Here is a 26053-nt window from a genome sequence, read left to right as displayed (position 1 = left end):
GCTCATGTCTCATTCCCCCCCCCATGCGCCTATTTCCTTTCGAGCCGCAGCGTTGCGCACTGCGCTCTATGTACTGCTCGTGGGAGCTATCGCGCAAGGCGCCTATCTGGAAGCTCTCTATTTCCCCGGAATTCGCTTTTCCGAGTGGGGATTCACCGAGTTCACCCAAACGTTGTTTCTGGCTAGCAGTTGTGTCCTGCTTCTCTATATACGCCAGGGGCTCAAGGTATGGCCCAACGTCACGCTACTGATACTGGCGTTTCTCGCCGCCTCGCTGGTCAGGGAGCAGGATGCTTTTCTCGACACCTACGTGGCGGATAATACCTGGAAGGTACTGGTGGCCCTCATCATCCTGCCTTCCCTTTACTGGGTAGGGCGCAACTGGCATCGCTTCCTCGACGAGTTCAGCTATTTTGGCAACTCGCTTTCCTTCGGCTTGTTCATGGCAGGCCTGCTGGTCACCTATGTCTTTTCCCGCCTTTACGGGCGCCAGGATTTCTGGCGCGCGGTACTGGAGGATGACTATGTGCGCGACTTCAAGAATGTCGCGGAAGAAGTGGTGGAGCTAATGGGCTATGCCTTGATACTGATTGCCGTGATTGAACTGCTCATCATGGCGCGACGCCAGCGTCTAGCCAACACTTGATAGCAGGCGGCATGTACTGGAATACAAAAAAACGTCCGCAGCTTGGCTGCGGACGTTTTGTCGGGCGTACAGGACGCCTGCTTACTGTCTTGCTAAACTTGACACGACCGACTTACTCGTCGAGAAACGAGCGTAACGGCTCCGAGCGGCTCGGATGACGCAGCTTGCGCAATGCCTTGGCTTCAATCTGGCGAATACGCTCACGGGTAACATCGAACTGCTTACCGACTTCTTCAAGCGTGTGGTCGGTATTCATGTCGATCCCGAAACGCATACGCAGCACCTTGGCTTCACGGGCCGTCAGCCCACCCAGGACGTTACGTGTCGCTTCGATCAAGCCTTCGCCGGTAGCCATGTCAATCGGCAACAGCATGGTGCCGTCTTCAATGAAGTCACCCAGGTGTGAGTCGTCGTCATCACCAATCGGGGTCTCCATGGAGATCGGTTCCTTGGCGATCTTGAGCACCTTGCGTACTTTTTCTTCCGGCATTTCCAGGCGTTCGCCCAGCTCTTCCGGTGTTGGCTCGCGCCCCATTTCCTGGAGCATCTGGCGCGATACCCGGTTGAGCTTATTGATCGTCTCGATCATGTGAACCGGAATACGGATGGTACGTGCCTGGTCGGCGATCGAACGGGTAATCGCCTGACGAATCCACCAGGTGGCATAAGTCGAGAACTTGTAACCTCGGCGATATTCGAACTTGTCGACCGCTTTCATCAAGCCGATATTGCCTTCCTGGATAAGATCCAAGAATTGCAGACCACGGTTGGTGTACTTCTTGGCAATCGAGATCACCAGGCGCAGGTTGGCCTCGACCATTTCCTTCTTGGCGCGACGTGCTTTCGCCTCACCAATCGAGAGACGGCGATTGACTTCCTTCAAGGAGGCCACCGGCAACTGCACCATGTCTTCTTCAAAGGCGATCTTGCGCTGAGCACGCGCAATATCAGTACGCAACGGCTCCAGACGATCGGCATAGCGGGGGAATTCCGCTTGAAAATCATCCAACCAGTCCTTGCGCGACTCGTTACCCGGAAACGCCTTGATGAAGGTCTTGCGCGGCACTTTGGCTTTTTTCACGCACAGCTGCATCACGGACTTTTCCTGAGCACGCACCTGCTCGACACTGATGCGTACCTGACCTACCAGGCGTTCGAAATGCTTGGGGACTAACTTGATTGGAGAAAACAACTCCGCCAGACGAGCCTGCTCCGCCTTGACCTTCGGATCATCCCGGCCATATTTCTCCAAGGCTTCGATAAAGGCCGCATTCTGCTCGCGAATCTGTTCAAAGCGTGCCTTCGCTTCTTCCGGATCAGGCCCGCCTTCGCTTGCAGTGGAATCCTCTTCCTCGTCATCCTCGGCATCGCTATCGAGCTCACTTTCCGGGACTTCCTCGGGCTCGGGCACTTCAGCCTCCGCCACGCCGGGAATGCCTTCGTCGGGATCGATAAAGCCGGAAAACAGATCGGAAAGACGCCCGGGCGCCTCTTCATCCTGAGTGGCATCATAGGCATCAAGGATCGAACCGACGGCACCCGGCAGGTATGCCAGCGCCGACATGACTTCGCGTGTGCCCTCTTCAATCCGCTTGGCGATCTTGATCTCGCCTTCACGGGTAAGAAGCTCCACCGTTCCCATTTCACGCATGTACATGCGTACCGGGTCGGTAGTGCGTCCCACGTCGCTTTCCACGGCCGCAAGAGCCGCCACGGCCTCTTCCGCCGCGGACTCGTCCGTGGAGTGATCCGACATCATCAAAGTGTCTTCATCCGGGGCAACTTCAACGACACTGATACCCATGTCGTTGATCATGCCAATGATGTCTTCCACTTGATCCGGGTCGGCGATATCCTCGGGTAGATGGTCGTTGACCTCGGCATAGGTCAGGTAGCCCTGTTCCTTGCCGCGCGCGATCAACTCCTTCAGACGTGACTGCTGCTGCGCATTTCCAGCCATAGAAACCCTATCTCGACGAAGAAGAATGAAGCACCTGAAGCGCTGAGAAGGAAAAACTCAACAAGCCGGACAGTATAACGTTAGCGATGGGATATTTTCCAGCTTAGCGTATTTGCGCGGCAATTCAGGTGTGTTAGGTTGTTTGGTTGGCCAGCATTTAATAGCTGACCGGCAATGTGGTGAATGTGGTGATGGTCAGGCAAGAATTCAACCCCTAACCGGAAAACATCACTACAAGAACGCCTTTTATCGACGCCCTTGGTTCACCGACACGCTTACGTCAGGAACGCTGCGAAAGCTCCATGACCAAGGTCGCCAAACGCCGACGCTGGTCGTGATCGAGGCGCTTCCCCGCCCTTTCCTGGGCCAACAAGGCGTCGTATTCCTCTTGCGGCGACTGCCGTCGCCGGCGCTTTTCGAAGTGTTCCAGCAATCCCGTAAGTTCCGCTTTCCGTGTAGCTTTGGGAATCAACAGTTCACGCCGCGCCAGGCTGGTCAAACGCCGCCCCTCCAGACTGCCTTGAAAATGCGCCAGTAACACCTGGGTACTGCGGTAGCGCCCCGCCCTGAGCAGTTTCGCCACGACAGAGTATAACAAGGCATCCGGATCATCTTCGGGCAGCCAATCCTCTTCATCGGGCAGGATCTCCATCAACCCCGGCTCATGCAAAAGCAATTGCACGATACGTGCCAAGGGGCTCAAGGCTCCTGCAGATGCTTTTGCCGGCACCATTGGCGCCCGGCGACTCACTGCCTGAGCCTCTTTTTGCTCCGCAGGGCCAGCCTCGCGCAAGCGCCCCGCTGCCTGGGCCTGCTGTTCACGCTGCGCCAGCAGTTCGCCCAGGCGCTGACGGGACAGCCCGCTACGTCGGGCCAACTCTTCCAACAACAGCGACTTGAGTACGCCCTCCGGCACCTTTGCCAGCGCTATCAATACCTTGGTGGCAAAGCGTTCACGCCCTTCCACTCCCGACAATGCCTGTCCTTGCCCCGCCTGCTCGAAGAGAAACTCTGAAAGCGGCATGGCACAGGTCACACGGTCCGCGAACGCCTCACTACCTTCACGGCGTACCAGGGTGTCGGGGTCTTCGCCATCCGGCAAGAATAGAAAACGCGCTTCTCTGCCATCGAGCATCAACGGCAGAATGGTTTCCAAGGCTCGGCTTGCCGCTTGAAGACCCGCCCGATCGCCATCGAAGCAAAATACCACCCGACTGACCAAGCGGAATAATCGAGTTAGATGATCTTCGGTGGTTGCAGTTCCCAATGTCGCCACTGCATTCTGGATACCGTACTGGGCCAACGCCACGACATCCATATAGCCTTCGACGATAACCACCTGCTCCAGGCGCGAGTTCGCCTGGCGCGCCTCGTACAAGCCGTACAGTTCCCGGCCTTTGTGAAATACCGGCGTTTCCGGAGAGTTCAGGTATTTTGGCTGAGCGGCTCCCATGACCCGACCACCAAAAGCGATGGTACGGCCGCGAACATCACGGATAGGGAAAATGATTCGGTCACGAAATCGGTCGTAGGTACGTCCACTGTCTTCATGTTGGATCAGTAGCCCGTACTCCACCTGAACCGGCTCAGCGATACCGCGCTCACTCAAATGTCGCTTGAGCCCTTCCCACCCGGAAGGAGCGTAGCCAATCCCATAGGTTTTGACCACTTCCTGCGACAATTTGCGACGATTGAGGTAATCGCGCGCCGCCGCGCCTTCTTGCATGGCCAGCCGCTCGCGATAAAAGCTTGCGGCAAGCTCAAGTAGATTGACGCCCTCCCGGCGCTTTTTTTCACGCCCTTTGGCATGGGGGTCGTCGGCGCCTTCCCGCGGCACCTCAAGCCCCAGGCGTCCCGCCAAGTGCTCCACTGCGTCGGGAAACAGCAACTTGTCGTATTCCATCAAGAAACGCAGGGCGTTACCGTGAGCACCGCAGCCAAAGCAATGATAGAACTGCTTGTCGGCACTGACGGTGAACGAGGGTGTCTTTTCTTGATGAAACGGACACAGACCCGAGTAATTACGACCCGCCTTTTTCAGCGACACACGTTCACCGACAACTTCAACCACATCGACGCGGCCGAGCAAGTCATCAATGAAACGTTGAGGAATCTGACCCGCCATAGGTTGCCAGTGGCCTCGCCTGAGGCGTTGTTTCATTCCCACCGCACCTGAGCGGCACGGCAAGAAGATCTAACAAAACGAAAAACAAACGGCCACCGTATGGCAGCCGCTTGGCATCCCTCTTGAGACAACCGATCAAAACGACTCAGCTATCCCCGTACGGATCAATAGAGCCGTTCGAAGCGCTTGCGCTCACGCTGAAGCTTCTTGGCATGACGCTTGACGGCAGCTGCCGCCTTACGCTTACGTTCCGCTGTCGGCTTTTCGTAGTTTTCACGACGACGCACTTCAGACAGAACACCAGCTTTTTCGCAAGAACGCTTGAAGCGACGCAGCGCGACGTCAAACGGCTCGTTATCACGTACTTTAACAGAAGGCATTAAGCACTCACCTACCTTAAGGAGTCTTGAGTTCGGATAGCACGCACATTGCATCTATATAAGCTTAGAGCACACAATGCACGACCCAGGTTTACAGCGCACAATAGTCTAGTCCTGCATGCCCTGCATTGCAAACAATGTGCCGACTTCTGGTTTCATGGAATAACGCTGCGCCTGTCCCTGCAGCCTGTCGATAATGCTAGACTTCGGCCTCTTTACCTCTGCAGTCGAGAATCAAGGCATGCGCGTACTGGGCATTGAAACGTCCTGCGACGAAACCGGCGTCGCGCTCTACGATACCAGCGTCAACGATAACCAGGGCGGCCTGCTGGGCGATGCGCTCTACAGCCAGGTCGCCATGCACGCCGAATATGGCGGCGTAGTGCCTGAGCTGGCCTCCCGCGACCATACCCGCAAACTCTTGCCGTTGATTACCCAGGTCCTCGATGAGGCCGGGCTCAGCCGCCAGGAGCTTGACGGAATTGCCTATACCGCAGGACCCGGCCTTGTCGGCGCTCTGATGGTAGGTGCCAGCACCGCGCACGGCATGGCTCGCGCCCTGGGCATTCCCGTTCTCGGGGTCCATCACATGGAAGGCCACCTGCTCGCGCCCATGCTGGAAGACGAGCCACCGGCTTTCCCATTCGTAGCGCTACTTGTCTCCGGCGGACATACCCAGTTGGTGGAAGTCCAAGGGCTGGGGCGCTATCAATTGCTCGGTGAATCGGTCGACGACGCCGCAGGCGAAGCCTTCGACAAGGCTGCCAAGATGCTGGGGCTGGCTTACCCCGGGGGGCCTCAGGTGGCACGCCTGGCCGAACAGGGTGACCCCAAGCGCTTTCGTTTTCCGCGCCCCATGACCGACCGGCCGGGGCTGGATTTCAGCTTTTCGGGTCTCAAGACGCATACACTGACGGCGATTCGCCGCCTGGAAGCCGATGGCGAACTGGACCAGCAGGCCCGGGCCGATATCGCCCGCGCCTTTGAAGAAGCCGTGGCGGATACCCTAGTGATCAAATGTCGTCGTGCCCTGGATCAGACCGGCCTGAAACGGCTGGTGGTGGCAGGAGGCGTGAGTGCCAACCAGCGCTTGCGCGAACGGCTCGCGCAGGAAACTGCCAAGCGTAACGCCCGGGCGTTCTATCCTCGCGGGCGTTTCTGTACCGATAACGGCGCTATGATTGCCTATGTAGGCGCCCAGCGCCTGCTGGCCGGCGAACGAGATGCCGGCACCATGCTGGCCATACCCCGCTGGCCGCTGGAAACATTGACCGTCCCGTCTAAGGCCCTTTGAGGCGAGCAGCGACATCCCGGCGTAAACGACGCAGATTATGCCAATGGCGCGCCAGCACCAGAACACTGAACACGGCTACTACCCCGGTATACTCAGGCGTAAGCCATAGGCTCAATAATGGCGTGAGCAGCGCACTGACAATCGATGCCCGGCCGGGGTTTTTCAGCCACCAGGCCAACAGCGCCCAGCTCAGCACTCCCAATAGCGCCACTTCGGGAACCAATACCAGCAGCACACCCAGGGCGCTTGCCACTGCCTTGCCGCCGCGAAAACCATGCCATAGTGGATAACTGTGTCCCAGCAATACGGCAAGCCCCACCGCACCTTGCAACCATATCGGCATGCCGAGCCATTTGACCAGCCCCGCTACCGGCATGCCTTTTAGGGCATCCAATATTACGGTCATCAGCGCCAAGCGCGACCCGTGCATACGCAGGACGTTGGAGGCGCCAGGGTTGAAAGATCCGCATTGTCGCGGGTCTGCAACGCCGCCCCAACGACAAACGCTCAGCGCCGCCAACCAACTTCCGCATAAATAGCCCACCAGTATCCATATCATGACTATCCGCTCGCTTTCTGCCTGGTTCGTCTGTCGCTCGACGACGTCCTCACGTACAATCGCCGGCTGATTGAAAGGGGAAGACTCATGGATCGCATCTTGATCGAAGCGTTGGATGTCGACACTATCATCGGCGTCTATGGCTGGGAACGTACGATCACTCAGGCGCTGCAACTCGACCTTGAACTGGCTACCGACATTCGCTCGGCGGCCGCCACCGATGATCTGCGTCTTACCCTAGATTATGCCGCCATCTGTCAGCGAATCCAGGCGTTTGCCGACGCGCATCAATTCGCGCTGGTGGAAACCTTCGCCGAACGTCTGGCTGAATGCTTGCGCAATGAATTTTCCATTGCCTGGTTACGCCTGACGGTACGCAAACCCGGCGCGGTGGCCAGAGCGAAAAGTGTCGGCATCATGATTACCCGTGGCGTACGTCCTTCTCGCGAGCAGGAGCCAAGCTGATGAGGCAAGTGACGGTCAGTCTAGGCAGCAATATCGAGCCTGAGCGGCATATCCGCCTGTGTCTCGACGCCCTTCAGGCACATTTCGGCGACCTTGCCATATCTCGGGTGTTTGAAAGCGAACCGGTGGGATTTGTCGATAGCCGCAACTTCTACAATCTGGTGGTAGCGTTTTACAGCAACGCCACCCCCGGCGAACTTCAGGCCTGGGCCAAGCATCTGGAAGCTCAGCATGGGCGCCGTCCGGACACGCCCAAATACAGCCCGCGCGCTCTGGACATCGACCTGCTTACCGTAGGCGAACTATGCGGCCTCATCGACGACGTGACACTGCCGCGTGGCGAAATCACCCAGAACGCCTTTGTGCTGCAGCCGCTCGCCGAGTTGATGCCTGATGCCTGCCATCCACAAAGCGGAATTGCTTACGCAACGCTATGGCAAGCTTTCACAATGGGCAGTCAGCGCCTATGGCCAGTGGACTTTCGTTGGCAAGGCAAGTGGATTTCGCGCCACACTGATGCCCGACTTAGCCCCGTTCACCTAAGCGCCGCCCGGCTAAGCAACGCTCGATAGCGCCTGCGCTACCGCATCACGTCGCTTTCGTTTCAAGGCCTCGCCCAACTCTCCCCCCTTGTAACCGGCAGCGACCAAGTCGCGTGGTTCTACGCCACGGGCAGCCTGCCAAGCCTGTCGCAAACGCTTTGCCAGGTGCGGTTTCTGACACTCGATAAATGCCAACTGATCCTCGAGCTGCTGGGGCTTGCGCCAACCATCCAGGGTATTCAGCCACACCATCACCGTTTCCACCATCACCTCCCCCTGACGCCCATGCTCCAGTAGCCGGCGGCTTGCGGCACTATGCCGAGCTAGCTGGGCGACCACCTTGGGCAAGCGCAAGCGCTCGGCAAGGGATTGGCGAGCCTCGGGTGTCAAATGTTCTACTAGCCTTGCATAACGCCAATGCGCCACGCTCGGCGAACCGGACAGGGGGATTTCATGCAGCCGCGCCAGCGCCGTCTCAAGCGAAGCCTGCCCAGCCGTGACAAGCTCCGGCATCAGCACGGAAAGGGCGTCACAGGCCGAAAGCGCATGAAAGTAAGCCTCGGGCTGGGGTTCGCCCAAGGCTTTTTCGGTTTCGACCCAGACCCGCTCGGCGGCCAGATGTTCAAGCTCACCGCTACGCGAAAGCTCCATCATCAATGCCTGCGTCTCCTCAGCAATGACGAACCCCAGCCCTGCGTAACGGGCCAGAAACCGCGCCGTGCGCAATACCCGCAAGGGGTCCTCCACGAAAGCCTGCGACACATGGCGCAGCACCCGTGCCTTTAGGTCCGCCAGCCCCCCGTAAGGGTCGACCAGCTCGCCCTCGGGGGTCTCCGCCATGGCATTGATGGTCAAGTCGCGCCGCGCCAGGTCGTCTTCCAGGCTCACATCAGGGCTTGCATGGACGCTGAAGCCCACATAGCCATGGCCGGACTTACGCTCGGTACGTGCCAGTGCGTACTCTTCATGGGTCTCCGGGTGCAGGAATACCGGAAAATCCCGCCCTACCGGTTTGAAACCGCGTTTGCGTAACATTTCCGGCGTGGCACCCACCACCACCCAGTCATTGTCGTAGACCGGCCATCCCAGGCGATCATCACGTACCGCACCGCCGACACGATAGACCTCTAGGCCCGCAAGCCGCCGATCGCGTTGCGCAGACGACGTCATGATTTTTCCCTTGTCTGCTGGCTGGGCACGCTGATCCGCTTGCCGGTTTCCAGATCAAGCGCGGTCAAGCTGCCTCCCCATACGCAGCCGGTATCCAGAGCCTCGGCGCGCACCTTGGCCTTGGGCAGCCGTCCTTGCAGCGCCGCCCAATGCCCGAAAATCAGATAAGGATCATCCTGCCGGGCAAATTGAAACCAGGGGGCGAACCCTTTCGGGGCGCTGTCTAGCCCTTCCTTGGCCTCGAAATCCAAGCGTCCTTCGGCGTCGATGAAACGCATGCGGGTCAAGGCATTGGTGATCATGCGCAGGCGCTCGATGCCTTCAAGCTCAGGGCGCCAGCGACGCGGCTGATTACCGTACATCTGCTCCAGGAAGGCGCCGGCACGCTCACCGGTCAGGGCAGCGTTTACTTCGGCCCCCAGCGCTTCAGCCTGATCAAGCGTCCACTGGGGCAACAAGCCTGCATGAGTCATCAGGGTATCGCCATGCCTTACGCTCAAGGGCAATGCCTGCAACCAGTCGAGAAGCGCTTCTCGATCCGGCGCCTCGAGAATAGGCAGCAGGGTATCGTTTTTTTTCAGCTTGCCACCGCCCCGCGCAACCGCCAGAAGGTGAAGGTCATGATTGCCCAGCACCGAGCAAGCGGCAGCGCCCAATGCCTTGACCTCGCGCAAGCATTCGAGCGAACCGGGGCCACGGTTGACTAGGTCTCCCGCCAGCCATAACCGGTCATGAGCCGGATTGAAATCAATCGCCTCGAGAAGCGCCACCAGTTCCGCATGGCAGCCTTGTAAATCACCTATCGCATACGTGGTCATGCTCAGCCTTTTGGGTCACGTTAACCAGGGCCTTCCTGGTGCCTGGTCGCGTTCAATGAATTTGATTCAACCCTGCCAGCCGAAAGGGTGCGATGGGTACATCGAAGGATTGCTGGGTGGAGACATCGAAACACGTATAAGCCCCCTCCATCACGCCCACGGGGCTTTGCAAAATCGCGCGGCTGGTATAGCGAAAGCGCTGACCGGGGCCGATCAAGGGTTGCTGGCCGACCACCCCCTTGCCGCGGACTTCCTGATTCTCGCCATTGCCCTGGGTGATTTTCCAGTAACGCGCCATGAGCTGTACGCTATGAGCGCTGGTATTGTGAATGGTCACGGTGTAACCGAAGACATAGCGTGACTCGGATTCGCTGGATTCTTCACTGCGGTAATAGGGTTCGATAGTGACGCCGATATCCGACACACTCACTCCTCGTGACTTGCGGCATTATTTGCCGCCAGATGGTTGGCAATCCGCACGTACTCTTCCACGGTCAAGGTTTGCGGCCGGCGACCAGGGTCGATCCCCAAGCCCTCCAGTTGCTCGGCGGGAATCAGCCCTTTGAGGTTGTTGCGCAATGTCTTGCGCCGTTGACCAAAGGCCGTGCGCACCATATCGAACAACACCTGGGTGTCTTGAGCGATATGCGGCAATTGCGCATGCGGGGTCAAGCGAACGATCGCCGAGTCTACCTTGGGGCGTGGCACGAACGCCTCCGGCGGCACCACAAACAACTGATCGACCCGGCAGTGATATTGTGCCATCACCGAAAGCCGTCCCCAATCCGGGCCGCCCGGCTGTGCCGCCAGACGCTCGACCACTTCCTTTTGCAACATGAAATGCATGTCGCCAATGGCATCCCCCATGGAGAGCAGATGCACGATCAAGGGCGTGGAAATATTGTAGGGCAGGTTACCCACCACGCGCAGCGCCGGCCCCTCGCCTCTCAGGGCAGCGAAATCGAACTTGAGCGCGTCGCCCTCGTGAATCACGAAATCAGGATAGTTGAAGAATTGCACCCGCAGGCCGGGAATCAGGTCACGGTCCAGCTCGATGACTTCCAGATGCCCGGCGGCGTCGAGTAAAGGTTCAGTCAGCGCGCCCTGGCCGGGGCCGATTTCCACCAGCCGGTCGGAGGCACGCGGGGCGACCGAACGCACGATCCGCGAGATAATGCCCGGGTCGCGCAAGAAATTTTGACCGAAGCGCTTACGGGCGCGATGAACCGGCACTTGAGACATGAAAACGCTGTCCTTGGAAGTTGACTGACACTGACACTGACATTGAATGCCGCTGAAATTGAACGACACCAGGATTGTACGGCACTGAAAACTGGCGGTTTTCGCTGTTAACCGAGCCGCTTGCGACCTGCCAGGGTGGCTGCCAGATTGAGGGCCACCTTCAGGCTTGCAGGATCGGCTTGCCCCCTCCCGGCCAGATCCAGCGCCGTGCCGTGATCCACCGAGGTACGGACCAGCGGCAGGCCCAGGGTAATGTTGGCCGCCCGCCCGAAGCCGGCATACTTCAACACCGCCAGCCCTTGGTCGTGATACATCGCCAGTACTACATCCACGCCCGCCAGGTGGCGCGGGGTAAACAGCGTATCGGCGGGCAGCGGGCCATGAATGTCCAGCCCCTCGGCGCGCAAGGCGTTCAGGGTCGGCGTGATGATGGTCTGCTCCTCATTACCCAGATGGCCGTCTTCACCGGCGTGGGGATTCAAGCCACACACCCCAATCCGTGGCGCCAGGATACCGAACTGTTGGCGCAAGCCGGTTTCCAGAATGCGCGCCACCCGCGTCAATCGTTCGACGGTGATCGCATCCGCCACTTCACGCAAGGGCAAATGCGTGGTGACTAACGCTACTCGCAAGTCGCCTGCACCCTGCCAGCCGGGCACCTGGCCGTGCAGAGCGCGATCGGTGGCCAGCAGCATGACAACTTCGCTTACCTGGCATGCATCGCGCAGAAACTCGGTGTGGCCGGTAAATTCCGGGTACCCGCCCTCGATGATCACCCCTTTATGCAGAGGGGCCGTCACCATTGCCTGGGCATGGCCGGCCAGACATGCCTTCACCGCCACATTCAAGGTTTGCAGCACGTAATCGGCATTGGCCGGGTTGAGCACCCCGGGAATGGCGGGTTCGCCCAGGGGCACCGGCCACACCGCCAGCACGCCGGGCCCGCTTTCAGGCAGAGCCTCGCCGGGTTGGCTGACGCTGATCCGCACCTGCAAACCCAACTGTCGGGCACGCACCGCCAGCATTTCAGGATCGCCGATGGCGACAGTGCCCGAGGGCAGATCGCCTCCGGCGGCCAGCATCAGGGCAAGTTCGGGACCGATACCCGCAGGCTCACCGGTGGTCAACACCAGCCGAGGGCGGGCTTGTGCCAAGCCAGACATTACAGGCGGATATCGACGAAGGCTTGCGAACGGATTTCCTGGTGCCAGTTTTCCAGTTCCTCATTGGCACGCCGCTGGAACAGTGCCTGGCGCACCTGCTCACGCTGTGCTTCCCGGCTGACATCCTGGCTGCGACGCTCAAGCACTTCTATCAAGTGATAGCCGAACTGGGAGCGTACCGGTTCGGATACCTGATTCAGCGAAAGCTCGCGCATGGTTTCTTCAAAGGCGGGTACCGTCTGGCCCGGGCGCACCCAGCCAAGCTCACCGCCATTAGGCGCACTTCCCTGATCATCGCTGACCTCTTGAGCGACCCCAGAGAATGAAGCCCCTTGGCTGAGTCGTTGACGTATCTGTTGCGCCAGCGCCAGCGCCTGTTCCTCATCCTGGGTGGGCGTCACCTCGACCAGAATATGACGTGCGCGATGCTCTTCCACTACCGTTTGACCACTGTCGCTGACTGCACCTTGCTGCTCAAGCACACGGTCGACATCGCGCTCGGTGATCGATACGCGCCCACCCACCTGGCGCTGTTGCACTTGACGGATCAGCATTTCACGGCGGATATCTTCACGCACATCGGCCAGGGACGAACCGTCCGCTTCGAGCGCATCGGCGAATTCATCCAGGCTCATGCGATTGGATTCGGCAATGCGTCGCACTTGCTGATTAAGCTCGGTCTCATCCACACTTAGATTGGCCTCGCGAGCCTTTTGCAACTGAATCTCTTCCACCACCATGCGGTCCAGCACTTGTTCTTGAAGCGCCGACCTGGACGGCAAACTGCCGCCTTGCCCTTCGGCCTGGCGAAGCACCTGTTGCAAGCGGTCATCAAGCTCGCTCTGCATGATGGCGCTATCGTTGACCACAGCCACGATGCGGTCCAGCACACGGCGCTCCGTGGACTGGAAGTCCTGCGCCTGCAAGGATAAAGGGGCAATACCCAGGCATAGGGCCAGGCCCAGAACACGCCCAAGCATGGTGACCCTTGTACAGCACATCGATGGGTTTCTTTTATTCATATAACCTTTTTTCATGTAGCTTTTGTTCATATAAAACGTCTCTTGAGAGTAAGCGTCTGGCTCAATCGGAGGAGAGCCCCTAGAACTGCGTCGCACGATAACCGGGGATCGCCTGTTCGAAGACGCTGCCCGATTGCTGGCCCATGCCACCCAAGCCTTTGAACACAAAACGCAGGAAAATTCCCCGGTCGCTGAAGTCATCTTCCACGCGCGCCGTGTCGTTATCGTCCACCCACTCACGCCACACCAGCTGCAGACCGTAACAACAATCATTCCACTGCACACCCGCCAACTGGTCGAGCGAACGCTGATTCGTCTGATCGTGAAGATAACGTCCGATCAAGTCCAGGCGCGGTGTGGCTTTCCAGGCAAACGAGACATCTATCTCTTCGCGGTTGTAATCGCGAAAGGCGTCATCACCCGGCAACACTGCCGGGTCGAATCCCTGGATTTCCCAGCGATACCCAAGGTTCAGCACATGACCCTCAGGATGCCGGTAGCGGGCTTCGACCGAAGAACGTTCGGTCTGAGTACGCTGATCATCGTAAAGCCATTCATAACCTGCGCTCCAGCGCGGGGTGATCTGCCAGTCCAGACGGGTCACCAGCGGCGAACGCTCGCGGGTCGCCTGATAATAACGCGCCTCGGTGAGATATTCTTCGCGGCGCGACTTATCCGGATCACCGTCGATATCGATGCGTCGATCGGCGAAATACACACTCTGCCCCATCCCTACCGAAAGCCGCTCAGCGCCATCTTCGTCTTCCAGCAGGCGTGACTCCAGCGCGTAAGAAAGCCGATTGAGGTCACCGACCCGGTCGGCGCCGGAAAAACGCTGGGTCGACCATAATTGGTTCCATGAAAACGTCCGTTCAAGACTGTCGAAGTCGGGCAGATCACGCTGATCGGTACGCGGTACATAGGCATAGTTGAGACGCGGTTCCAACGTCTGGCGGTAATCCTGCCCACCCAGCGCCAGTTCACGCTCGAACACCAGACCGCCGTCCACCGAGCTTAACGCCACACTACGCGTGGGCGTATCGCTGCGCTGGGTTTGGCGATCACCGTAATCCAGCGTGTAAGCGGTATGCCAAAGCTCGGTACGTGGTTCAAGGTAACCCCAGGGGCGTTGGAAACGCCACCCGACTACCGGCGTAAGATGCAGCCGTGACCCGATGGCCGCCTCACGCTCCGGCACGACGGTCTCGTCCACGTCACGCCAGAAATACGTCGCATTGGAGCGCCATTCGGAATACACACCGTTATCAAACTGCCATTGAGCGTTGGCGGTCAGGCTGGGCAGGCGATAGAACGGCTTGTCGTTATCGGCAAGCGGGTCTTCCAGGCGTTGAAACCCTTGAGCACGGGCGTCCAGTTGCCAGCGTTCACCGCGATAATCCACCTGCGCCAGACGCTCCATGCTGACCCTTGAGTCGCCGCCGATGCCACTGTCGAAATCATCGAAGTAGCGCCCATCGCTGGCCCCGCCATAACGCAGGCGATAATTACTGCGTGAATTCAGACGTCCCGCATGGGTTGCATCAACATACCAGCGATCCTCTCCGGTATAACGGTTGGCGCCGCCGCCAGAACCGCCATCATCACTGGAAAGCCAAGCGCCTTCTATCCGCCCGGCGCTTTCCTCGCGCAGGTAACGGTATTCACCGCCCAGCAACCAGCCGTGGGCCGACAACCAGCGCGGAATGAAAGTGGCATCCTGATCAGGCGCGATATTCCAGTAAAACGGCTGGGCGTAATCGATCCCATCCCCGGAAGCACTCAAGGAAGGCCACAGAAAACCCGTCTGTCGACGATCATCCAGAGGAAAGCGCAGCCACGGCCAATAGAACACCGGCACATCCTTGACTTCGAGCCGGGCATGGCGAGCGGTGCCGACGCCACTTGCCTGATCAAGTTTGATGTCGCTACTCACCAGACGCCAGGTGTTGTCACCCGGGTCACAGGTCGTGAAACCGGCATCACGCAGACGATAGCGATCTTCCCCGGTTTGCTCCAACTGGGCCGCCTGGCCGCGAATATGCTGGTCGTAGAACACATAAGCGGTATCTTCCAGCGTCGCGCGATCAGCGCTCAATGCCATATCCGCTCGTTCAGCGCGCACCAGGACGCGTCCATCCCGCAAGGAAAGTTTTCCTTCGGCGTACAGCTGCTCGCGGTCCGCAGGCACGTTCAATGACTGGGCTTCCAGTTGGGCATCGCCGCGGCGAAGCACCACATCACCACGCAACAGAGCGTCTCCGCCGGTGGCATAATTCAGCGCATCCGCTTCCAGTGAAAGGGTCTCGGGATCGGACGCGGCGGGCAGACGGTATGCCGGCATGACATAACGTCCGCGACATAGCTGCCCCTCTGCGGCCGCGCCCTCCCAGGGATGCCAATCAAGCTGTTCCGCCGTGGGTTCGTCGCCCTGCCCCCAGGCGGGGCTCAGCGATGCACCCGCCAGCAGGCCGGCCCCCAGCATTCGCGAAATCGGTGCCGTGCGCGAAAGTCGCTTGCCCATGTCCGTTATCCTTGGCATCGAGAATCGGTATTATACAGTCCGCATGATGCCCGACCAGCAAGGAGCTTGCATGTCCTCTTCACGATTTGATGCTTTGACCGCCTGGACAGCCGAGCGACACGGCTTGCCGACTACCGCCCTTACGCTCTCTCCAGCCGGTGGCGACGCCAGCTTTCGGGGCTATTTTCGCCTCACCCTGCCCGAAGGCGAAAACCGCATGCTGATGGACGCGCCTCCCGAGCAGGAAGATTCCCAGACCTTCATCGCCATCGCCGAACGCTGGCGAGCCGCCGGACTGGCGGTGCCGATCATCTACGCTCATGACCTGACACAAGGATTCATCGAGCTTCAGGACCTGGGCGAGACCCCCCTGCAGAATGCGTTCAAGGCTGCCGAGCATCCCGACACTCTGGCACGCCACTCCCAGGCGCTGGCGGTTATCGCGGCCCTGCAGAACCGCGCCGATCCCAGCGCCTTGCCGGCTTACGATGCTGCCTTGCTCGGCCGTGAACTGGATCTTTTCCCCGACTGGTGCCTGAACGCCTGGCTGGGAATAGACACGCCCGACAGTTGGCCGGCCGTACGCAAGGCGCTGATCGAGACGGCCCTGAGCCAGCCGGTGGTCAGCGTGCACCGGGATTTCGATGCCATGAACCTGATGCTCTTCGAGGAACGGCTGTACATGATCGATTTTCAGGACGCCGTGGCCGGGCCCATTTCCTATGATCTGATATCGCTGCTGCGCGGACGTTATTGCCGCTTCTCTCCCGAGACCTTCAGTGCCCTTGTCGGCGAGTTTTACCACCAGGCCCGGCGGGATGGGCGGCTGGCTGCCGACATCAACCTGGCAACCTTCGAGCACCAGACTCAGGCCATGGCCGCCCAACGCTCCCTCAAGGTGCTGGGAATTTTTTGTCGCCTGACCTTGCGCGACCACAAGACTGGTTACCTTTGGCGTTTGCCGCATTTTCTCGATCATCTGGAGAATAGCCTGGCCACCCTGCCCGCCCATAGCGACTTTCTGCACTGGGTACGTGAAACCCTGCGCCCGGCATTGAGCCAGCGCCTGAGCCGGGAGGACGTCCAGTGAAAGCCATGATACTGGCCGCGGGGCTGGGCAAACGCATGCGCCCACTGACCGACCACTGCCCCAAGCCACTGTTGCCGGTGGCGGGCAAGCCGCTGATCGTGCACCACCTGGAACGCTTGGCGCACCATGGAATCCAGGAGGTGATCATCAATGTCAGCTACCGGGGCAAGCAGATCATGCAGGCACTGGGTGATGGCAAGCAACATGGAGTCAGCATTGCCTGGAGCCATGAACGGGAACCATTGGAAACCGGCGGAGGTATTCGCCATGCCTTGCCGTTGCTCGGCGATGCCCCTTTCCTGCTGGTCAACGGCGATATCTGGTGCGATCACCTGCCCGACCCAATCGCCCTCGGTGACGATCTGGCCCATCTGGTACTCGTGGACAATCCCGACCACCACCCCCAAGGTGACTTTCATTTGATGCACAGCGGGCGCGTTCAACAGGAAGGCAGCCCCAGGCTGACATTTTCCGGGCTCAGCGTGATCGACCCAGCGCTGGTGGCCGGCATGCCGTCCGGTGCATTCGCCTTGGCGCCGCTGCTGAAAAATGCCATGCAACACCAGCGTGTTAGCGGTGAATATTTTCAGGGCAACTGGGTGGATGTGGGCACGCCCGAACGCCTCGCCCGGCTGGAAGCACAGCTGCAAGCGGCGCCCTGAGCCCGGATGGTTGGAAACCCTGCAGCGATGCGAGGGAAAAATGCTATCCTCCCCAACCAATAGTGACCCAACCCGAGGAGAGATTTGTGAAAGCTCGAGTCAGATGGACGGATGGTCGACAGTTTGTAGCGGAATCCGGCAGTGGCCATAGCCTGGTAATGGACGGCCCGCCGGATCACGGCGGCCGCAATACCGGCCCACGGCCGATGGAAATGTTACTGATGGGCATGGGCGGCTGCACCGCTTTCGATATTCTCAACATTCTCGACAAGGCACGCGCGGACGTGACCGATTGTGTCGCCGAAATCGAGGCCCAACGCGCCGAGGAAACCCCTGCGGTGTTCACCAAGATTCACGTGCACTTCGTGGTCAGCGGCCGGGCGTTGAAAGAAAAGCAGGTAAAACGCGCCGTCGAGCTGTCCGCGGAAAAATACTGCAGTGCCTCGATCATGTTGGTGCGGGGTGGGGTGGATATCACGCATTCTTTCGAGATTATCGACGTTTGAACGTCTTTTCCGCGAAAGTCATAAAAAAATGCCCTCGGTCGGGTGCGTCGCGCGCCTCGGCCGGGCATAATACGCCCCCTTATTTTCATATAAGTTTTCATCGGTTCCGGCGCTGGCTCGTCGGGGTGTCTTCACCTGCCATCAGGAGGCTCGGACGTGTCTGACAATCTCCGACTCCACGGGTTTAACAACCTGACCAGCTCTTTGAGCTTCAACATCTACGACATCTGCTATGCTAAGACCGAAGAGCAGCGTAAAGCCTACATCGATTATATCGATGAGCTTTACAACGCCGAGCGCTTGACCCAGATATTGAAGGATGTGACCAATATCATCGGTGCTCATGTGCTCAATATCGCACGCCAGGATTATGAGCCCCATGGCGCCAGCGTGACCATCCTGATTGCCGAGCACGAATTGGATGATGCCGCCCCCGAGCAGATTCAGCCGGGTCCCGGCCCCTTGCCCAAAACCGTGGTCGGTCACCTGGACAAGAGTCACGTGACGGTACACAGCTATCCGGAATCACACCCGGATAACGGCATCAGCACGTTCCGGTTGGATATCGATGTGTCCACCTGCGGCATGATCAGCCCGCTCAAGGCGCTGAACTACCTGATTCACAGCTTCGACTCGGATATCGTCACCGTGGATTACCGCGTGCGCGGCTTCACCCGGGACGTCAATGGCAAGAAGCTGTTCATCGACCACGATATCACCTCGATCCAGGACTACCTGGCCGAAGACACCAAGCATGGCTATCAAATGGTGGATGTGAACGTGTATCAGGAAAACATGTTCCACACCAAGATGCTGCTCAAGGACTTCGCCCTGGACAACTACCTGTTCGGCACCTCCCGGCGCGACATTACCTTCGAAGAGGCCCGCGATATCGAAAGCCGGCTGCGCAAGGAAATGCTGGAAATCTTCTACTCGCGCAACGTCGACTAACCACCCTCTTCCTGCCTCGTTTTTCTTCCTGCCTCGTTTTACCCGGCGTCAATAGATGCCGGGTTCTCCTTCCGGGCGCGTCTTGAAGCGCCGATGCAACCACAGATACTGCTCCGGGTGCTTGCGAATCGCCTGCTCGACAAACGCATTCACCCGAGCGGCATCCTCCACTTCATCCTTACCGGGAAAGTCTTCGAGCGCCGGCAACCATTCAATGGTATAGGTTCGGTTATCCGGGTTGCGATGAAACATCAACGGCACCACCGGCGCTCCAGTCATACGCGCGATCTTGGTGGTCAAGCGGATGGTGGCGGCTTGCCGGCCGAAAAACGGGGCAAACACACTGACCTTTCGCCCAAAATCCTGATCCGGTGAATACCAGACGATACGTCCCGATTTTATGCAGCGAATCATGCGACGCAGGTCGTGACGGTCGATCAACTCCCCAAAGACGCGATGTCTGGAGCGGGTCATGAAACGATCGAATAACGGATTATTGTGAGGGCGATAAACGGCATCCGCTTCGAAGAACAACGAATGCAAGGCGCCGCCCATATCAAGGGTCGAAAAATGCACCCCCACGATCAATACGCCTTTACCTTGGGCCTTGGCCCGCTGCAGATGCTCTTCACCCCGGCAAGCCACACGGTGGCGCAGATGCTCGGCATCACGGCACCAGGCCGTGGCGGCCTCCATTAACCCGATACCATTGGCGATGAAGGTTTCACGCACCAGATGGCGCTGTTCGACAGCGGATTTTTCGGGAAAGGCCAACGCCAGGTTGGTGGCGGTAATGTGCCGGCGCCGTTTGACCAACCGCCAGGCAGCCAGACCTATCCACTTGCCCAGCCAGAGCTTGAGCCGCCAGGGTAGCCAGGCGACCAGGTACATGGCACCGATCGCAAGCCAGGTCGGCCAGAAACGGGGATGCGCAAAGGAGGCGGGGTAACGACATTTGGACATAGGCAAGGCAACCGCTCAGCAAAAGCCGCCATGATAGCGCCTTGGCACGCGCGGCAATACCCCGGTCAACAAGGTGTAGCTGATGGTGTCGCAATAACCCGCCACCTCATCGATACCCAACGTTTCGCCGCTTTGGGCACAGCCCCACAGTACCACTTCGCTGCCGATGGTCGCCTCCGGCACCTGGGTAATATCCACGGTCAGCATGTCCATCGACACCTTGCCGGAAAGCGCGCACCGCCTGCCTTCGACCAGTACTGGCGTTCCATCCACGGCATGGCGGTCGTAACCATCGCCATAGCCGCAGGCCACCACCGCTATCCGCGAGGGCCGAGAAGCTCGCCAACGCCCGCCGTACCCCACTGGCTCACCTTGGGCGAGCTCACGCACCGCAATGATCTCCGAACGCAGGCTCATTACCGGGGCAAGCCGCTGACTGGCGGCATTGGGCGCTTCCAGGGGGTCACTTCCGTACAACATGACACCCGGACGATTCCAGGCGCCATGGGCCATCGGCCACGCCAAGGTAGCTGGAGAATTGGCCAGGCACAACGGTGCCTTGAGTTCGACGGCCAGTGCATCAAGACAGGTCATCTGGCGCTGAAAATAGGCATCATCCAGGCGATCTGCGGTAGCGAAATGACTCATCAAGTGAAGGTTGGTGGCATGCGTCGGTGCGGCCGATAGTTGACGCCAGACGCTAGCCGCTTCTTCTGGACGAAACCCCAGGCGGTGCATCCCCGAATCCACTTTCAGCCATACCGGAATAGGCCGTCGCGGCGTAAACTGCAGCAACGCCTGCACCTGCCAATCGCTGTGTACCGCCATCCACAGACCCAGCTCATCGACGAGCACCAGCTCGTCGGGAGTAAAAATGCCTTCCAGCAGGACGATCGGCGTACGAATGCCGCCTTCGCGCAGCACCACCGCCTCTTCCAGGCAGGCAACGGCAAATGCCGGAGCCAACTCTTCCAGTGCCTTGGCACAAGCCAGAGCGCCATGGCCGTAGGCATCGGCCTTGAGAACGGCCAACGCCTGGCTTTGCGGCGCCAAGTCTCGCGCCAAGCGGTAATTATGACGCAAGGCGTCGAGATCGACATGAGCCGTTAACGGGCGCATCGGATATTTCGCTTATTCAGAATGGTTAGGTTGGGCACCCACGGACGAGCATGGGTTTCGAGGTCATTGAGAGTGCTCTTGAGAGCGACCTTGAGAATCTCGTTGCAATAGCCTTGGCGGCACAGGGCGTGCCGCCAAGCGCATACCATCAGTTTTCGAAAATCGAGTTCACGGACAAGCCTTGCTTTTCCAGAGCACGACGCAGTTTCTTGAGCGCTTCCACCTGAATCTGACGCACCCGCTCACGGGTCAAGCCGATTTCAGCGCCCACCACTTCCAGGGTAGCGGCTTCATGGCCGCGCAAACCGAATCGGCGCACCACCACTTCCTGCTGTTTTTCACTCAATGCATCCAGCCAGCAGTCGACATGTTCCTTGACGTCACCGTCCACCAACAAGGCTTCCGGTCCGTTATCATTCTCATCGGACAATGTGTCGATCAGCGGCTTGTCGCTCTCGCCACCCACTGGATAGTCCACCGAGGAAACCCGTTCGTTGAGGCGAAGCATTTTCTTGACCGACTCGACTGGCTTGTCCAGATGTTCGGCGATTTCTTCAGCGGTCACTTCATGATCCAGCTTTTGGGTCAATTCACGTGCCGCACGCAGGTAAATATTCAGCTCCTTGACCACATGAATCGGCAGACGAATCGTGCGTGTCTGATTCATCAAGGCACGCTCGATGGTTTGGCGTATCCACCAGGTAGCATAAGTGGAAAAACGAAAGCCACGCTCGGGGTCGAACTTTTCCACCGCACGGATCAAGCCGAGATTGCCTTCCTCGATAAGATCCAGCAACGTCAGCCCGCGGTTGAGATAACGTCGCGCAATCTTGACCACCAACCGCAGGTTGGACTCGATCATCCGTGAGCGTCCAAGCGAATCACCCTTGCGTGCCAAACGTCCGTAGAACACTTCTTCTTCCGGCGTCAGAAGCGGAGAAAAGCCAATTTCATTGAGATATATCTGCGTTGCATCAAGGCTCTGGTGGTGCTGACGATCCTCGCGGCCCAATGCTTTCTCGAAAGCATCTTCTTCCACCACAGAATCATCATCATCCACCTGGCCCACCGCTTCCTCTGCGGAATTCAGATCGACTTCCTGAATATCGCGTTCCAGCATGCTCATTGTAAACACCCCCGTGATTAGGCCTGCCCGCCTTCCAAAGCATTCTTTGCGCCTATCATCGACGCTTATTGTTATGGCTGTTTATTATTTTACCCATTCATTTTTAATGAGTTTTTTCATTCATATGCATGAACTATCTCATTCAGTATTTTTCAACAGCCGTCTTGTAACTGCCGGAAGGTCGCACCGGCAGGCATCACATCATTTCTTGTTGTTTTCCTCCTGCTTATCGTAGCAATCATCCAAGGTAGCGTATCAACGTGACGGCAGGAACGTCAGGGGATCTTTAGGCTGGCCGTCCTCACGCACTTCGAAATGCAACCTGACATCTTCCGCATCGCTGTCACCCATGGTGGCAATGACGTCCCCTGCGGCCACGACATCGTTTTCCTCGACCAGCAAGCTGTCATTATGTGCATAGGCGCTAAGGTATTGATCGTTGTGCTTTAGCAACACAAGGTTGCCATACCCCCGGACGCCGCTACCCGCATACACCACGATACCGGGACCCGCCGCCTTGACGGACTGCCCCTTTTCCCCGGCGATATCAATTCCGGCGGTAACGCTGCTTCCCTTGCCGAATTCACCCACCACCTGGCCATCGACGGGCCACTGCCAGTCCACGGTTTCAACCGGGGTGTAGGTACGTTCCGCACGTGGGGTGGGTGGAGCGGCTTGTGGTTCGGAGGCTTGTTCGGGTTCGGCTGGCGCTTCAGTGGCAGTTTCGGGCTCAGGTTCGGTCGCAGATACAGGCTCGGGCTCGGACTCAGCAACAGACGATACTTGCGGCTCGGAGGCTACTTCGGGGGCTGCCTCGGTTTGCGGTCCAGTCTCAGAGGCGGATTCCGGTTCGCGCTCGTCAGCCTGGCGTTTATCGCGTTCGATCGCGGTTTCATCGGGCAGCAGCCAGTCCAGCTCCTGGTCCTGAGAAGCCAAAGCCACCGGCTGGCCACCGCCTTGATTCAGACCTGTCGCTACGGCACCGGCAACGCGCGCCTGGGTGGCATCGGTGTTATCGGCCCGACTCATTTCAGTGGAGGGACGTGAAGGTTGCCCCCCGCTATCACGCAGCTGCAGCTGATCGCCGGGATGAATCTGATAAGGCGGATCGATACTATTGAATGCCGCCAGCTCCCGGTAATCCAAATTATGCTGCCAAGCGATGCCATACAGGGTATCACCGGGTTTTACGGTATAGCCTGAGGATGAACTTTGAACCGCACGGCTGGCTTCGCTCAGGTCACGCACCTGAGGTCCCCCACCTTGCTGGGCGGCACAACCGGTGATTGCCAGCGCCAAAGCGGATGTGATGAATACTTTATGCATGAAACTCTTACTCCTTTTCAGTCACTTCCGCAGCGGGCTTATGGGACCCGAACCTACGACCGGCACTCGCTTTTCGATTCAGCAACAATACCAGTCCAATCCCGCCAGCCATCAGGGCGATGACAGCGGGCACCTGAGCCGAAGTTCCAGTCAATACAGCATAATCATCCGGCGAAAGATAACGAAACGTCAACGGAATCAACTGCCCATCAGAACCCAGCTGATAACGCACCAGCTCGCGCCATGGCCAGAGGACCGGTAGCGAACCGAGAATAAAGCCTAACAAAAGCTGTAACGTACCCCCATGATAGCGGTTCAACAACAATGCCAGAAGCCGCGAAAACAGCATCAACCCGATCAGACAGCCCAGCCCGAACAGGCCCATGACCCCCCAATCCAACCCCCGGATGGCATCCATGATGGTGCCGTACAGCCCCATGGTCAAAAGCAGAAAACTACCCGACACGCCGGGTAGCAACAAGGCACTGATGGCCACCGCCCCAGCCAACACCAAGACCAGTGCATCGTTGCCGATCACCAGTATCAGAGGCATCAATGAAGGCAATACCCTGGCAAGCATCAAACCTATCAGCAGTGGCAACAGATAGATCCATTTCCAATCCCGCTGAGCGCCCCCCACCACCAGAGCCGAGGCCGCCACCAAACCGAAGAAGAAACCATCCAGCAAAAGTGGATAAGCCTCCATCAGCCACAGGGCCAGGTGCGCCACACTGAACAGGCTCGCGGCAATACCCAACAACAGCGGCAGCGCGAAGGACAGGTTCAAATGCACAGCCAACCCCGGCCAGCGTCCACGACGCCAAGCACCCAAGGCACTGGGACCGAACTGCCGAATGGTATGAATCAGCTCTTCGTAAATCCCGGTAACAAAGGCGATGGTGCCACCCGACACGCCGGGAACGGCATCCGCCGCTCCCATGCCGGCACCCTTGAAAAAAACTCCAATTTGACGCTTCAACCAATAACTCCTTGTAACAAGGGTACAAAACGTACCGGCTCCAACCGGCGCCGGTCGATGGTCTCACCCACTCGACGTAGCTGAGTCAACCATTGCGTGCCATCGGCATCCGCCAAGGGAGCAATCAATACGCCACCCTCGCTGAGTTGTGCAAGTAATTCATGAGGTAAATCTTCGGCGCAAGCCGTCAGCAAAATCACATCGAAAGGGGCCGCCTGTGGCCAACCATGATTGCCGTCCGCCAGCGCCAATCTCGCTGGCGCCTTGAGACGCTTCAAACGCAAGGCTGCACGCTCATGCAAGGCATGGATGCGTTCCACGGAATAGAGTTCCGTGACCAGGCGCGAAAGAATCAAGGTCTGGTAGCCGGAACCCGTTCCAAGTTCCAGCACGCGACGCGGCGATTCGCGAACCACAAGCTCCGTCATCCGGGCGACGGTCAAGGGTTGCGATAACGTCTGCCCGAAGCCCAGTGGCAAGGCGGTATCTTCGTAAGCACGGTGCGCCAGGGCTTCATCGACAAACAGATGCCGTGGCTCGTGGGCCATGACATCAAGCACTTCCCGGTTACGCACACCCTGCTCGATCAAGCGTTGAATCATGCGGTCACGGGTACGCTGAGAGGTCATGCCGCGACCTCGCAATTCAGCCGGTGAGAGGTCAGGCAAAGGCATCCAACCATTCCTGCACATCCTGGCGCGATGGGTAACGCGTCAGGTCCGTATGTAACGGGGTGATGGAAACATAACCGTCTTTCACCGCGGCAAAATCTGTATCCTCGCCCTCATCGGCATTGGCGCCCGCCGCGGCGATCCAGTAACGCTTGCGACCCCGCGGGTCTTCCACTTCCAGAGGACGGTCCGCCGGGCCGCGATAGCCGGTGCGCGTAACGCGAAATCCGCGTAACTGCTCCCAGGGCACGTCCGGGACATTAACGTTGAGCAGGCTGCGCGGTGGCAGGGAAAGCTGATCGGCGGCACCTACCAGCGTGGCCGCCACCCGGGCGGCAGTCTCGAAATACTGGCGCCCACACAACGACATGGCAATCGCACTCATGCCCAGGTTACGCCCTTCCATCGCCGCAGCCACGGTGCCGGAATAAATCACGTCATCGCCCAGGTTGCTGCCGTCATTGATGCCGGAAATCACCAGGTCGGGCTTTTCATCCCACACCCCGTTAACGCCCAGGTAAACGCAGTCCGCCGGGGTGCCGTCGACACTGTAGAAGCCGTTTTCCAGCGCCGTCAGCGCCAGCGGCCGGGACAGGGTCAAGGAATTGCTTGCCCCGCTGCGATCACGATCCGGCGCCACCACACGCAGCTTGGCGTGGGGCAACAAGGCCTCATACAAGGCGCGTAGACCCGGAGCATGCACCCCATCATCATTGGAAAGCAGCAATCGCCGCATCAGTCACACTCCTTGTT

Annotated in this window: 26 protein-coding genes; 8 read left to right on the top strand and 18 right to left on the bottom strand. The window is 58.7% G+C overall.

The genetic code is table 11. The annotated features are described in order from the left end of the window. Window positions 1-4 precede the first annotated feature (4 nt). Window positions 5-646 carry a hypothetical protein gene (locus tag DU506_RS03695; RefSeq protein ID WP_114485606.1) on the top strand — a complete coding sequence of 214 codons (642 nt, stop codon included), beginning with the start codon at window positions 5-7 and terminating at the stop codon, window positions 644-646. A gap of 112 nt (window positions 647-758) precedes the next feature. Here the strand turns inward: DU506_RS03695 and rpoD are convergent, their stop codons facing one another. The 3 genes from rpoD to rpsU form a co-directional block, all read right to left on the bottom strand. Next, on the bottom strand, window positions 759-2606 hold the full coding sequence (gene rpoD, locus DU506_RS03690) for an RNA polymerase sigma factor RpoD (RefSeq protein ID WP_114485605.1): 1848 nt from the start codon (window positions 2604-2606) through the stop codon (window positions 759-761). Window positions 2607-2886: 280 nt separating this feature from the next. Continuing rightward, window positions 2887-4731 carry a DNA primase gene (gene dnaG, locus DU506_RS03685; RefSeq protein ID WP_114485604.1) on the bottom strand — a complete coding sequence of 615 codons (1845 nt, stop codon included), beginning with the start codon at window positions 4729-4731 and terminating at the stop codon, window positions 2887-2889. A gap of 164 nt (window positions 4732-4895) precedes the next feature. After that, a complete protein-coding gene (gene rpsU, locus DU506_RS03680; RefSeq protein ID WP_086622362.1) occupies window positions 4896-5111 on the bottom strand; it encodes a 30S ribosomal protein S21 in 216 nt (71 codons plus the stop codon). Between the two features lie 241 nt (window positions 5112-5352). On the opposite strand from rpsU, the gene tsaD reads away from it, so the two are divergent. Then, on the top strand, window positions 5353-6405 hold the full coding sequence (tsaD, locus tag DU506_RS03675; RefSeq protein WP_114485650.1) for a tRNA (adenosine(37)-N6)-threonylcarbamoyltransferase complex transferase subunit TsaD: 1053 nt from the start codon (window positions 5353-5355) through the stop codon (window positions 6403-6405). Here tsaD and plsY read toward each other — a convergent pair. Continuing rightward, a complete protein-coding gene (plsY, locus tag DU506_RS03670) occupies window positions 6392-6964 on the bottom strand; it encodes a glycerol-3-phosphate 1-O-acyltransferase PlsY (RefSeq protein ID WP_114485603.1) in 573 nt (190 codons plus the stop codon). The genes tsaD and plsY overlap by 14 nt on opposite strands. 87 nt (window positions 6965-7051) lie before the next feature. On the opposite strand from plsY, the gene folB reads away from it, so the two are divergent. Continuing rightward, complete coding sequence (gene folB, locus DU506_RS03665; RefSeq protein ID WP_114485602.1) at window positions 7052-7429, top strand: dihydroneopterin aldolase; 378 nt, start codon at window positions 7052-7054, stop codon at window positions 7427-7429. Further along, window positions 7429-8001 carry a 2-amino-4-hydroxy-6-hydroxymethyldihydropteridine diphosphokinase gene (folK, locus tag DU506_RS03660; protein ID WP_114485601.1) on the top strand — a complete coding sequence of 191 codons (573 nt, stop codon included), beginning with the start codon at window positions 7429-7431 and terminating at the stop codon, window positions 7999-8001. The genes folB and folK overlap by 1 nt, the downstream gene beginning before the upstream one ends. Here folK and DU506_RS03655 read toward each other — a convergent pair. From DU506_RS03655 to DU506_RS03625, 7 genes are all read right to left on the bottom strand, one after another. After that, window positions 7984-9141 (bottom strand): tRNA nucleotidyltransferase/poly(A) polymerase-related protein, encoded by a 1158-nt coding sequence (locus DU506_RS03655; RefSeq protein WP_114485600.1) that lies wholly within the window; start codon window positions 9139-9141, stop codon window positions 7984-7986. The two genes, folK and DU506_RS03655, sit on opposite strands and share 18 nt — an antisense overlap. Further along, entirely contained in the window at window positions 9138-9959 is an 822-nt protein-coding gene (locus DU506_RS03650) for a symmetrical bis(5'-nucleosyl)-tetraphosphatase (RefSeq protein WP_114485599.1), read from the bottom strand. The genes DU506_RS03655 and DU506_RS03650 overlap by 4 nt, the downstream gene beginning before the upstream one ends. Before the next feature lie 52 nt (window positions 9960-10011). Further along, window positions 10012-10383 carry a Co2+/Mg2+ efflux protein ApaG gene (gene apaG / locus DU506_RS03645; RefSeq protein WP_371829368.1) on the bottom strand — a complete coding sequence of 124 codons (372 nt, stop codon included), beginning with the start codon at window positions 10381-10383 and terminating at the stop codon, window positions 10012-10014. A 2-nt stretch (window positions 10384-10385) separates the two neighbouring features. Continuing rightward, window positions 10386-11201 (bottom strand): 16S rRNA (adenine(1518)-N(6)/adenine(1519)-N(6))-dimethyltransferase RsmA, encoded by an 816-nt coding sequence (gene rsmA / locus DU506_RS03640; RefSeq protein ID WP_114485597.1) that lies wholly within the window; start codon window positions 11199-11201, stop codon window positions 10386-10388. Between the two features lie 107 nt (window positions 11202-11308). Beyond that, a complete protein-coding gene (gene pdxA, locus DU506_RS03635) occupies window positions 11309-12364 on the bottom strand; it encodes a 4-hydroxythreonine-4-phosphate dehydrogenase PdxA (protein WP_114485596.1) in 1056 nt (351 codons plus the stop codon). Then, window positions 12364-13344 carry a peptidylprolyl isomerase gene (locus DU506_RS03630; protein ID WP_235825423.1) on the bottom strand — a complete coding sequence of 327 codons (981 nt, stop codon included), beginning with the start codon at window positions 13342-13344 and terminating at the stop codon, window positions 12364-12366. The genes pdxA and DU506_RS03630 overlap by 1 nt, the downstream gene beginning before the upstream one ends. A 121-nt stretch (window positions 13345-13465) precedes the next feature. Then, window positions 13466-15907, bottom strand: a complete 2442-nt coding sequence (locus DU506_RS03625; protein WP_114485595.1) for an LPS-assembly protein LptD — start codon at window positions 15905-15907, stop codon at window positions 13466-13468. 70 nt (window positions 15908-15977) lie between these two features. Here DU506_RS03625 and DU506_RS03620 point away from each other — a divergent pair, with 70 nt between their 5' ends. The 4 genes from DU506_RS03620 to speD all read left to right on the top strand — a co-directional run bounded on the left by DU506_RS03620 (window position 15978) and on the right by speD (window position 19116). Continuing rightward, window positions 15978-16997, top strand: a complete 1020-nt coding sequence (locus DU506_RS03620; protein ID WP_114485594.1) for an aminoglycoside phosphotransferase family protein — start codon at window positions 15978-15980, stop codon at window positions 16995-16997. Then, a complete protein-coding gene (gene murU / locus DU506_RS03615) occupies window positions 16994-17659 on the top strand; it encodes an N-acetylmuramate alpha-1-phosphate uridylyltransferase MurU (RefSeq protein WP_114485593.1) in 666 nt (221 codons plus the stop codon). Before DU506_RS03620 ends, murU begins: the two co-directional genes overlap by 4 nt. A gap of 86 nt (window positions 17660-17745) precedes the next feature. After that, on the top strand, window positions 17746-18165 hold the full coding sequence (locus tag DU506_RS03610) for an OsmC family protein (protein ID WP_114485592.1): 420 nt from the start codon (window positions 17746-17748) through the stop codon (window positions 18163-18165). A gap of 156 nt (window positions 18166-18321) precedes the next feature. Further along, window positions 18322-19116, top strand: a complete 795-nt coding sequence (gene speD / locus DU506_RS03605; protein WP_114485591.1) for an adenosylmethionine decarboxylase — start codon at window positions 18322-18324, stop codon at window positions 19114-19116. 48 nt (window positions 19117-19164) lie between these two features. Here the strand turns inward: speD and lpxL are convergent, their stop codons facing one another. From lpxL to surE, 7 genes are all read right to left on the bottom strand, one after another. Further along, window positions 19165-20079: an LpxL/LpxP family Kdo(2)-lipid IV(A) lauroyl/palmitoleoyl acyltransferase gene (lpxL, locus tag DU506_RS03600; protein ID WP_114485590.1), complete on the bottom strand. Its 915-nt coding sequence runs from the start codon at window positions 20077-20079 to the stop codon at window positions 19165-19167. Window positions 20080-20094: 15 nt separating this feature from the next. Then, the gene (alr, locus tag DU506_RS03595) at window positions 20095-21198 is read right to left on the bottom strand and encodes an alanine racemase (protein ID WP_114485589.1); all 1104 of its coding nucleotides are present in this window, start codon (window positions 21196-21198) and stop codon (window positions 20095-20097) included. Between the two features lie 148 nt (window positions 21199-21346). After that, window positions 21347-22324: an RNA polymerase sigma factor RpoS gene (rpoS, locus tag DU506_RS03590; protein WP_114485588.1), complete on the bottom strand. Its 978-nt coding sequence runs from the start codon at window positions 22322-22324 to the stop codon at window positions 21347-21349. Window positions 22325-22579: 255 nt separating this feature from the next. Next, complete coding sequence (locus DU506_RS03585) at window positions 22580-23650, bottom strand: peptidoglycan DD-metalloendopeptidase family protein (RefSeq protein WP_114485587.1); 1071 nt, start codon at window positions 23648-23650, stop codon at window positions 22580-22582. 7 nt (window positions 23651-23657) lie between these two features. Then, on the bottom strand, window positions 23658-24629 hold the full coding sequence (locus tag DU506_RS03580) for a DUF368 domain-containing protein (protein WP_114485586.1): 972 nt from the start codon (window positions 24627-24629) through the stop codon (window positions 23658-23660). Further along, on the bottom strand, window positions 24626-25303 hold the full coding sequence (locus DU506_RS03575; RefSeq protein WP_114485585.1) for a protein-L-isoaspartate(D-aspartate) O-methyltransferase: 678 nt from the start codon (window positions 25301-25303) through the stop codon (window positions 24626-24628). Before DU506_RS03575 ends, DU506_RS03580 begins: the two co-directional genes overlap by 4 nt. Continuing rightward, on the bottom strand, window positions 25290-26036 hold the full coding sequence (gene surE / locus DU506_RS03570; protein ID WP_114485584.1) for a 5'/3'-nucleotidase SurE: 747 nt from the start codon (window positions 26034-26036) through the stop codon (window positions 25290-25292). The genes DU506_RS03575 and surE overlap by 14 nt, the downstream gene beginning before the upstream one ends. Window positions 26037-26053: the final 17 nt, after the last annotated feature.

It is taken from the genome of Vreelandella rituensis, assembly GCF_003336665.1.
In the GTDB taxonomy this organism is placed as follows: Bacteria; Pseudomonadota; Gammaproteobacteria; order Pseudomonadales; family Halomonadaceae; genus Vreelandella; species Vreelandella rituensis.
The sequence above is the reverse complement of the archived record's forward strand: the minus strand, read 5'-3'. Positions and strand labels throughout refer to the sequence as shown.

Bases quoted from the DNA above. Each gene is read 5' to 3' on its own strand.
- DU506_RS03695 (WP_114485606.1), top strand. From the start codon at position 5: ATGTCTCATTCCCCCCCCCATGCGCCTATTTCCTTTCGAGCCGCAGCG.
- rpoD (WP_114485605.1), bottom strand. From the start codon at position 2,606: ATGGCTGGAAATGCGCAGCAGCAGTCACGTCTGAAGGAGTTGATCGCG.
- dnaG (WP_114485604.1), bottom strand. From the start codon at position 4,731: ATGGCGGGTCAGATTCCTCAACGTTTCATTGATGACTTGCTCGGCCGC.
- rpsU (WP_086622362.1), bottom strand. From the start codon at position 5,111: ATGCCTTCTGTTAAAGTACGTGATAACGAGCCGTTTGACGTCGCGCTG.
- tsaD (WP_114485650.1), top strand. From the start codon at position 5,353: ATGCGCGTACTGGGCATTGAAACGTCCTGCGACGAAACCGGCGTCGCG.
- plsY (WP_114485603.1), bottom strand. From the start codon at position 6,964: ATGATATGGATACTGGTGGGCTATTTATGCGGAAGTTGGTTGGCGGCG.
- folB (WP_114485602.1), top strand. From the start codon at position 7,052: ATGGATCGCATCTTGATCGAAGCGTTGGATGTCGACACTATCATCGGC.
- folK (WP_114485601.1), top strand. From the start codon at position 7,429: ATGAGGCAAGTGACGGTCAGTCTAGGCAGCAATATCGAGCCTGAGCGG.
- DU506_RS03655 (WP_114485600.1), bottom strand. From the start codon at position 9,141: ATGACGTCGTCTGCGCAACGCGATCGGCGGCTTGCGGGCCTAGAGGTC.
- DU506_RS03650 (WP_114485599.1), bottom strand. From the start codon at position 9,959: ATGACCACGTATGCGATAGGTGATTTACAAGGCTGCCATGCGGAACTG.
- rsmA (WP_114485597.1), bottom strand. From the start codon at position 11,201: ATGTCTCAAGTGCCGGTTCATCGCGCCCGTAAGCGCTTCGGTCAAAAT.
- pdxA (WP_114485596.1), bottom strand. From the start codon at position 12,364: ATGTCTGGCTTGGCACAAGCCCGCCCTCGGCTGGTGTTGACCACCGGT.
- DU506_RS03630 (WP_235825423.1), bottom strand. From the start codon at position 13,344: ATGCTTGGGCGTGTTCTGGGCCTGGCCCTATGCCTGGGTATTGCCCCT.
- DU506_RS03625 (WP_114485595.1), bottom strand. From the start codon at position 15,907: ATGGGCAAGCGACTTTCGCGCACGGCACCGATTTCGCGAATGCTGGGG.
- DU506_RS03620 (WP_114485594.1), top strand. From the start codon at position 15,978: ATGTCCTCTTCACGATTTGATGCTTTGACCGCCTGGACAGCCGAGCGA.
- lpxL (WP_114485590.1), bottom strand. From the start codon at position 20,079: ATGTCCAAATGTCGTTACCCCGCCTCCTTTGCGCATCCCCGTTTCTGG.
- alr (WP_114485589.1), bottom strand. From the start codon at position 21,198: ATGCGCCCGTTAACGGCTCATGTCGATCTCGACGCCTTGCGTCATAAT.
- rpoS (WP_114485588.1), bottom strand. From the start codon at position 22,324: ATGAGCATGCTGGAACGCGATATTCAGGAAGTCGATCTGAATTCCGCA.
- DU506_RS03585 (WP_114485587.1), bottom strand. From the start codon at position 23,650: ATGCATAAAGTATTCATCACATCCGCTTTGGCGCTGGCAATCACCGGT.
- DU506_RS03575 (WP_114485585.1), bottom strand. From the start codon at position 25,303: ATGCCTTTGCCTGACCTCTCACCGGCTGAATTGCGAGGTCGCGGCATG.
- surE (WP_114485584.1), bottom strand. From the start codon at position 26,036: ATGCGGCGATTGCTGCTTTCCAATGATGATGGGGTGCATGCTCCGGGT.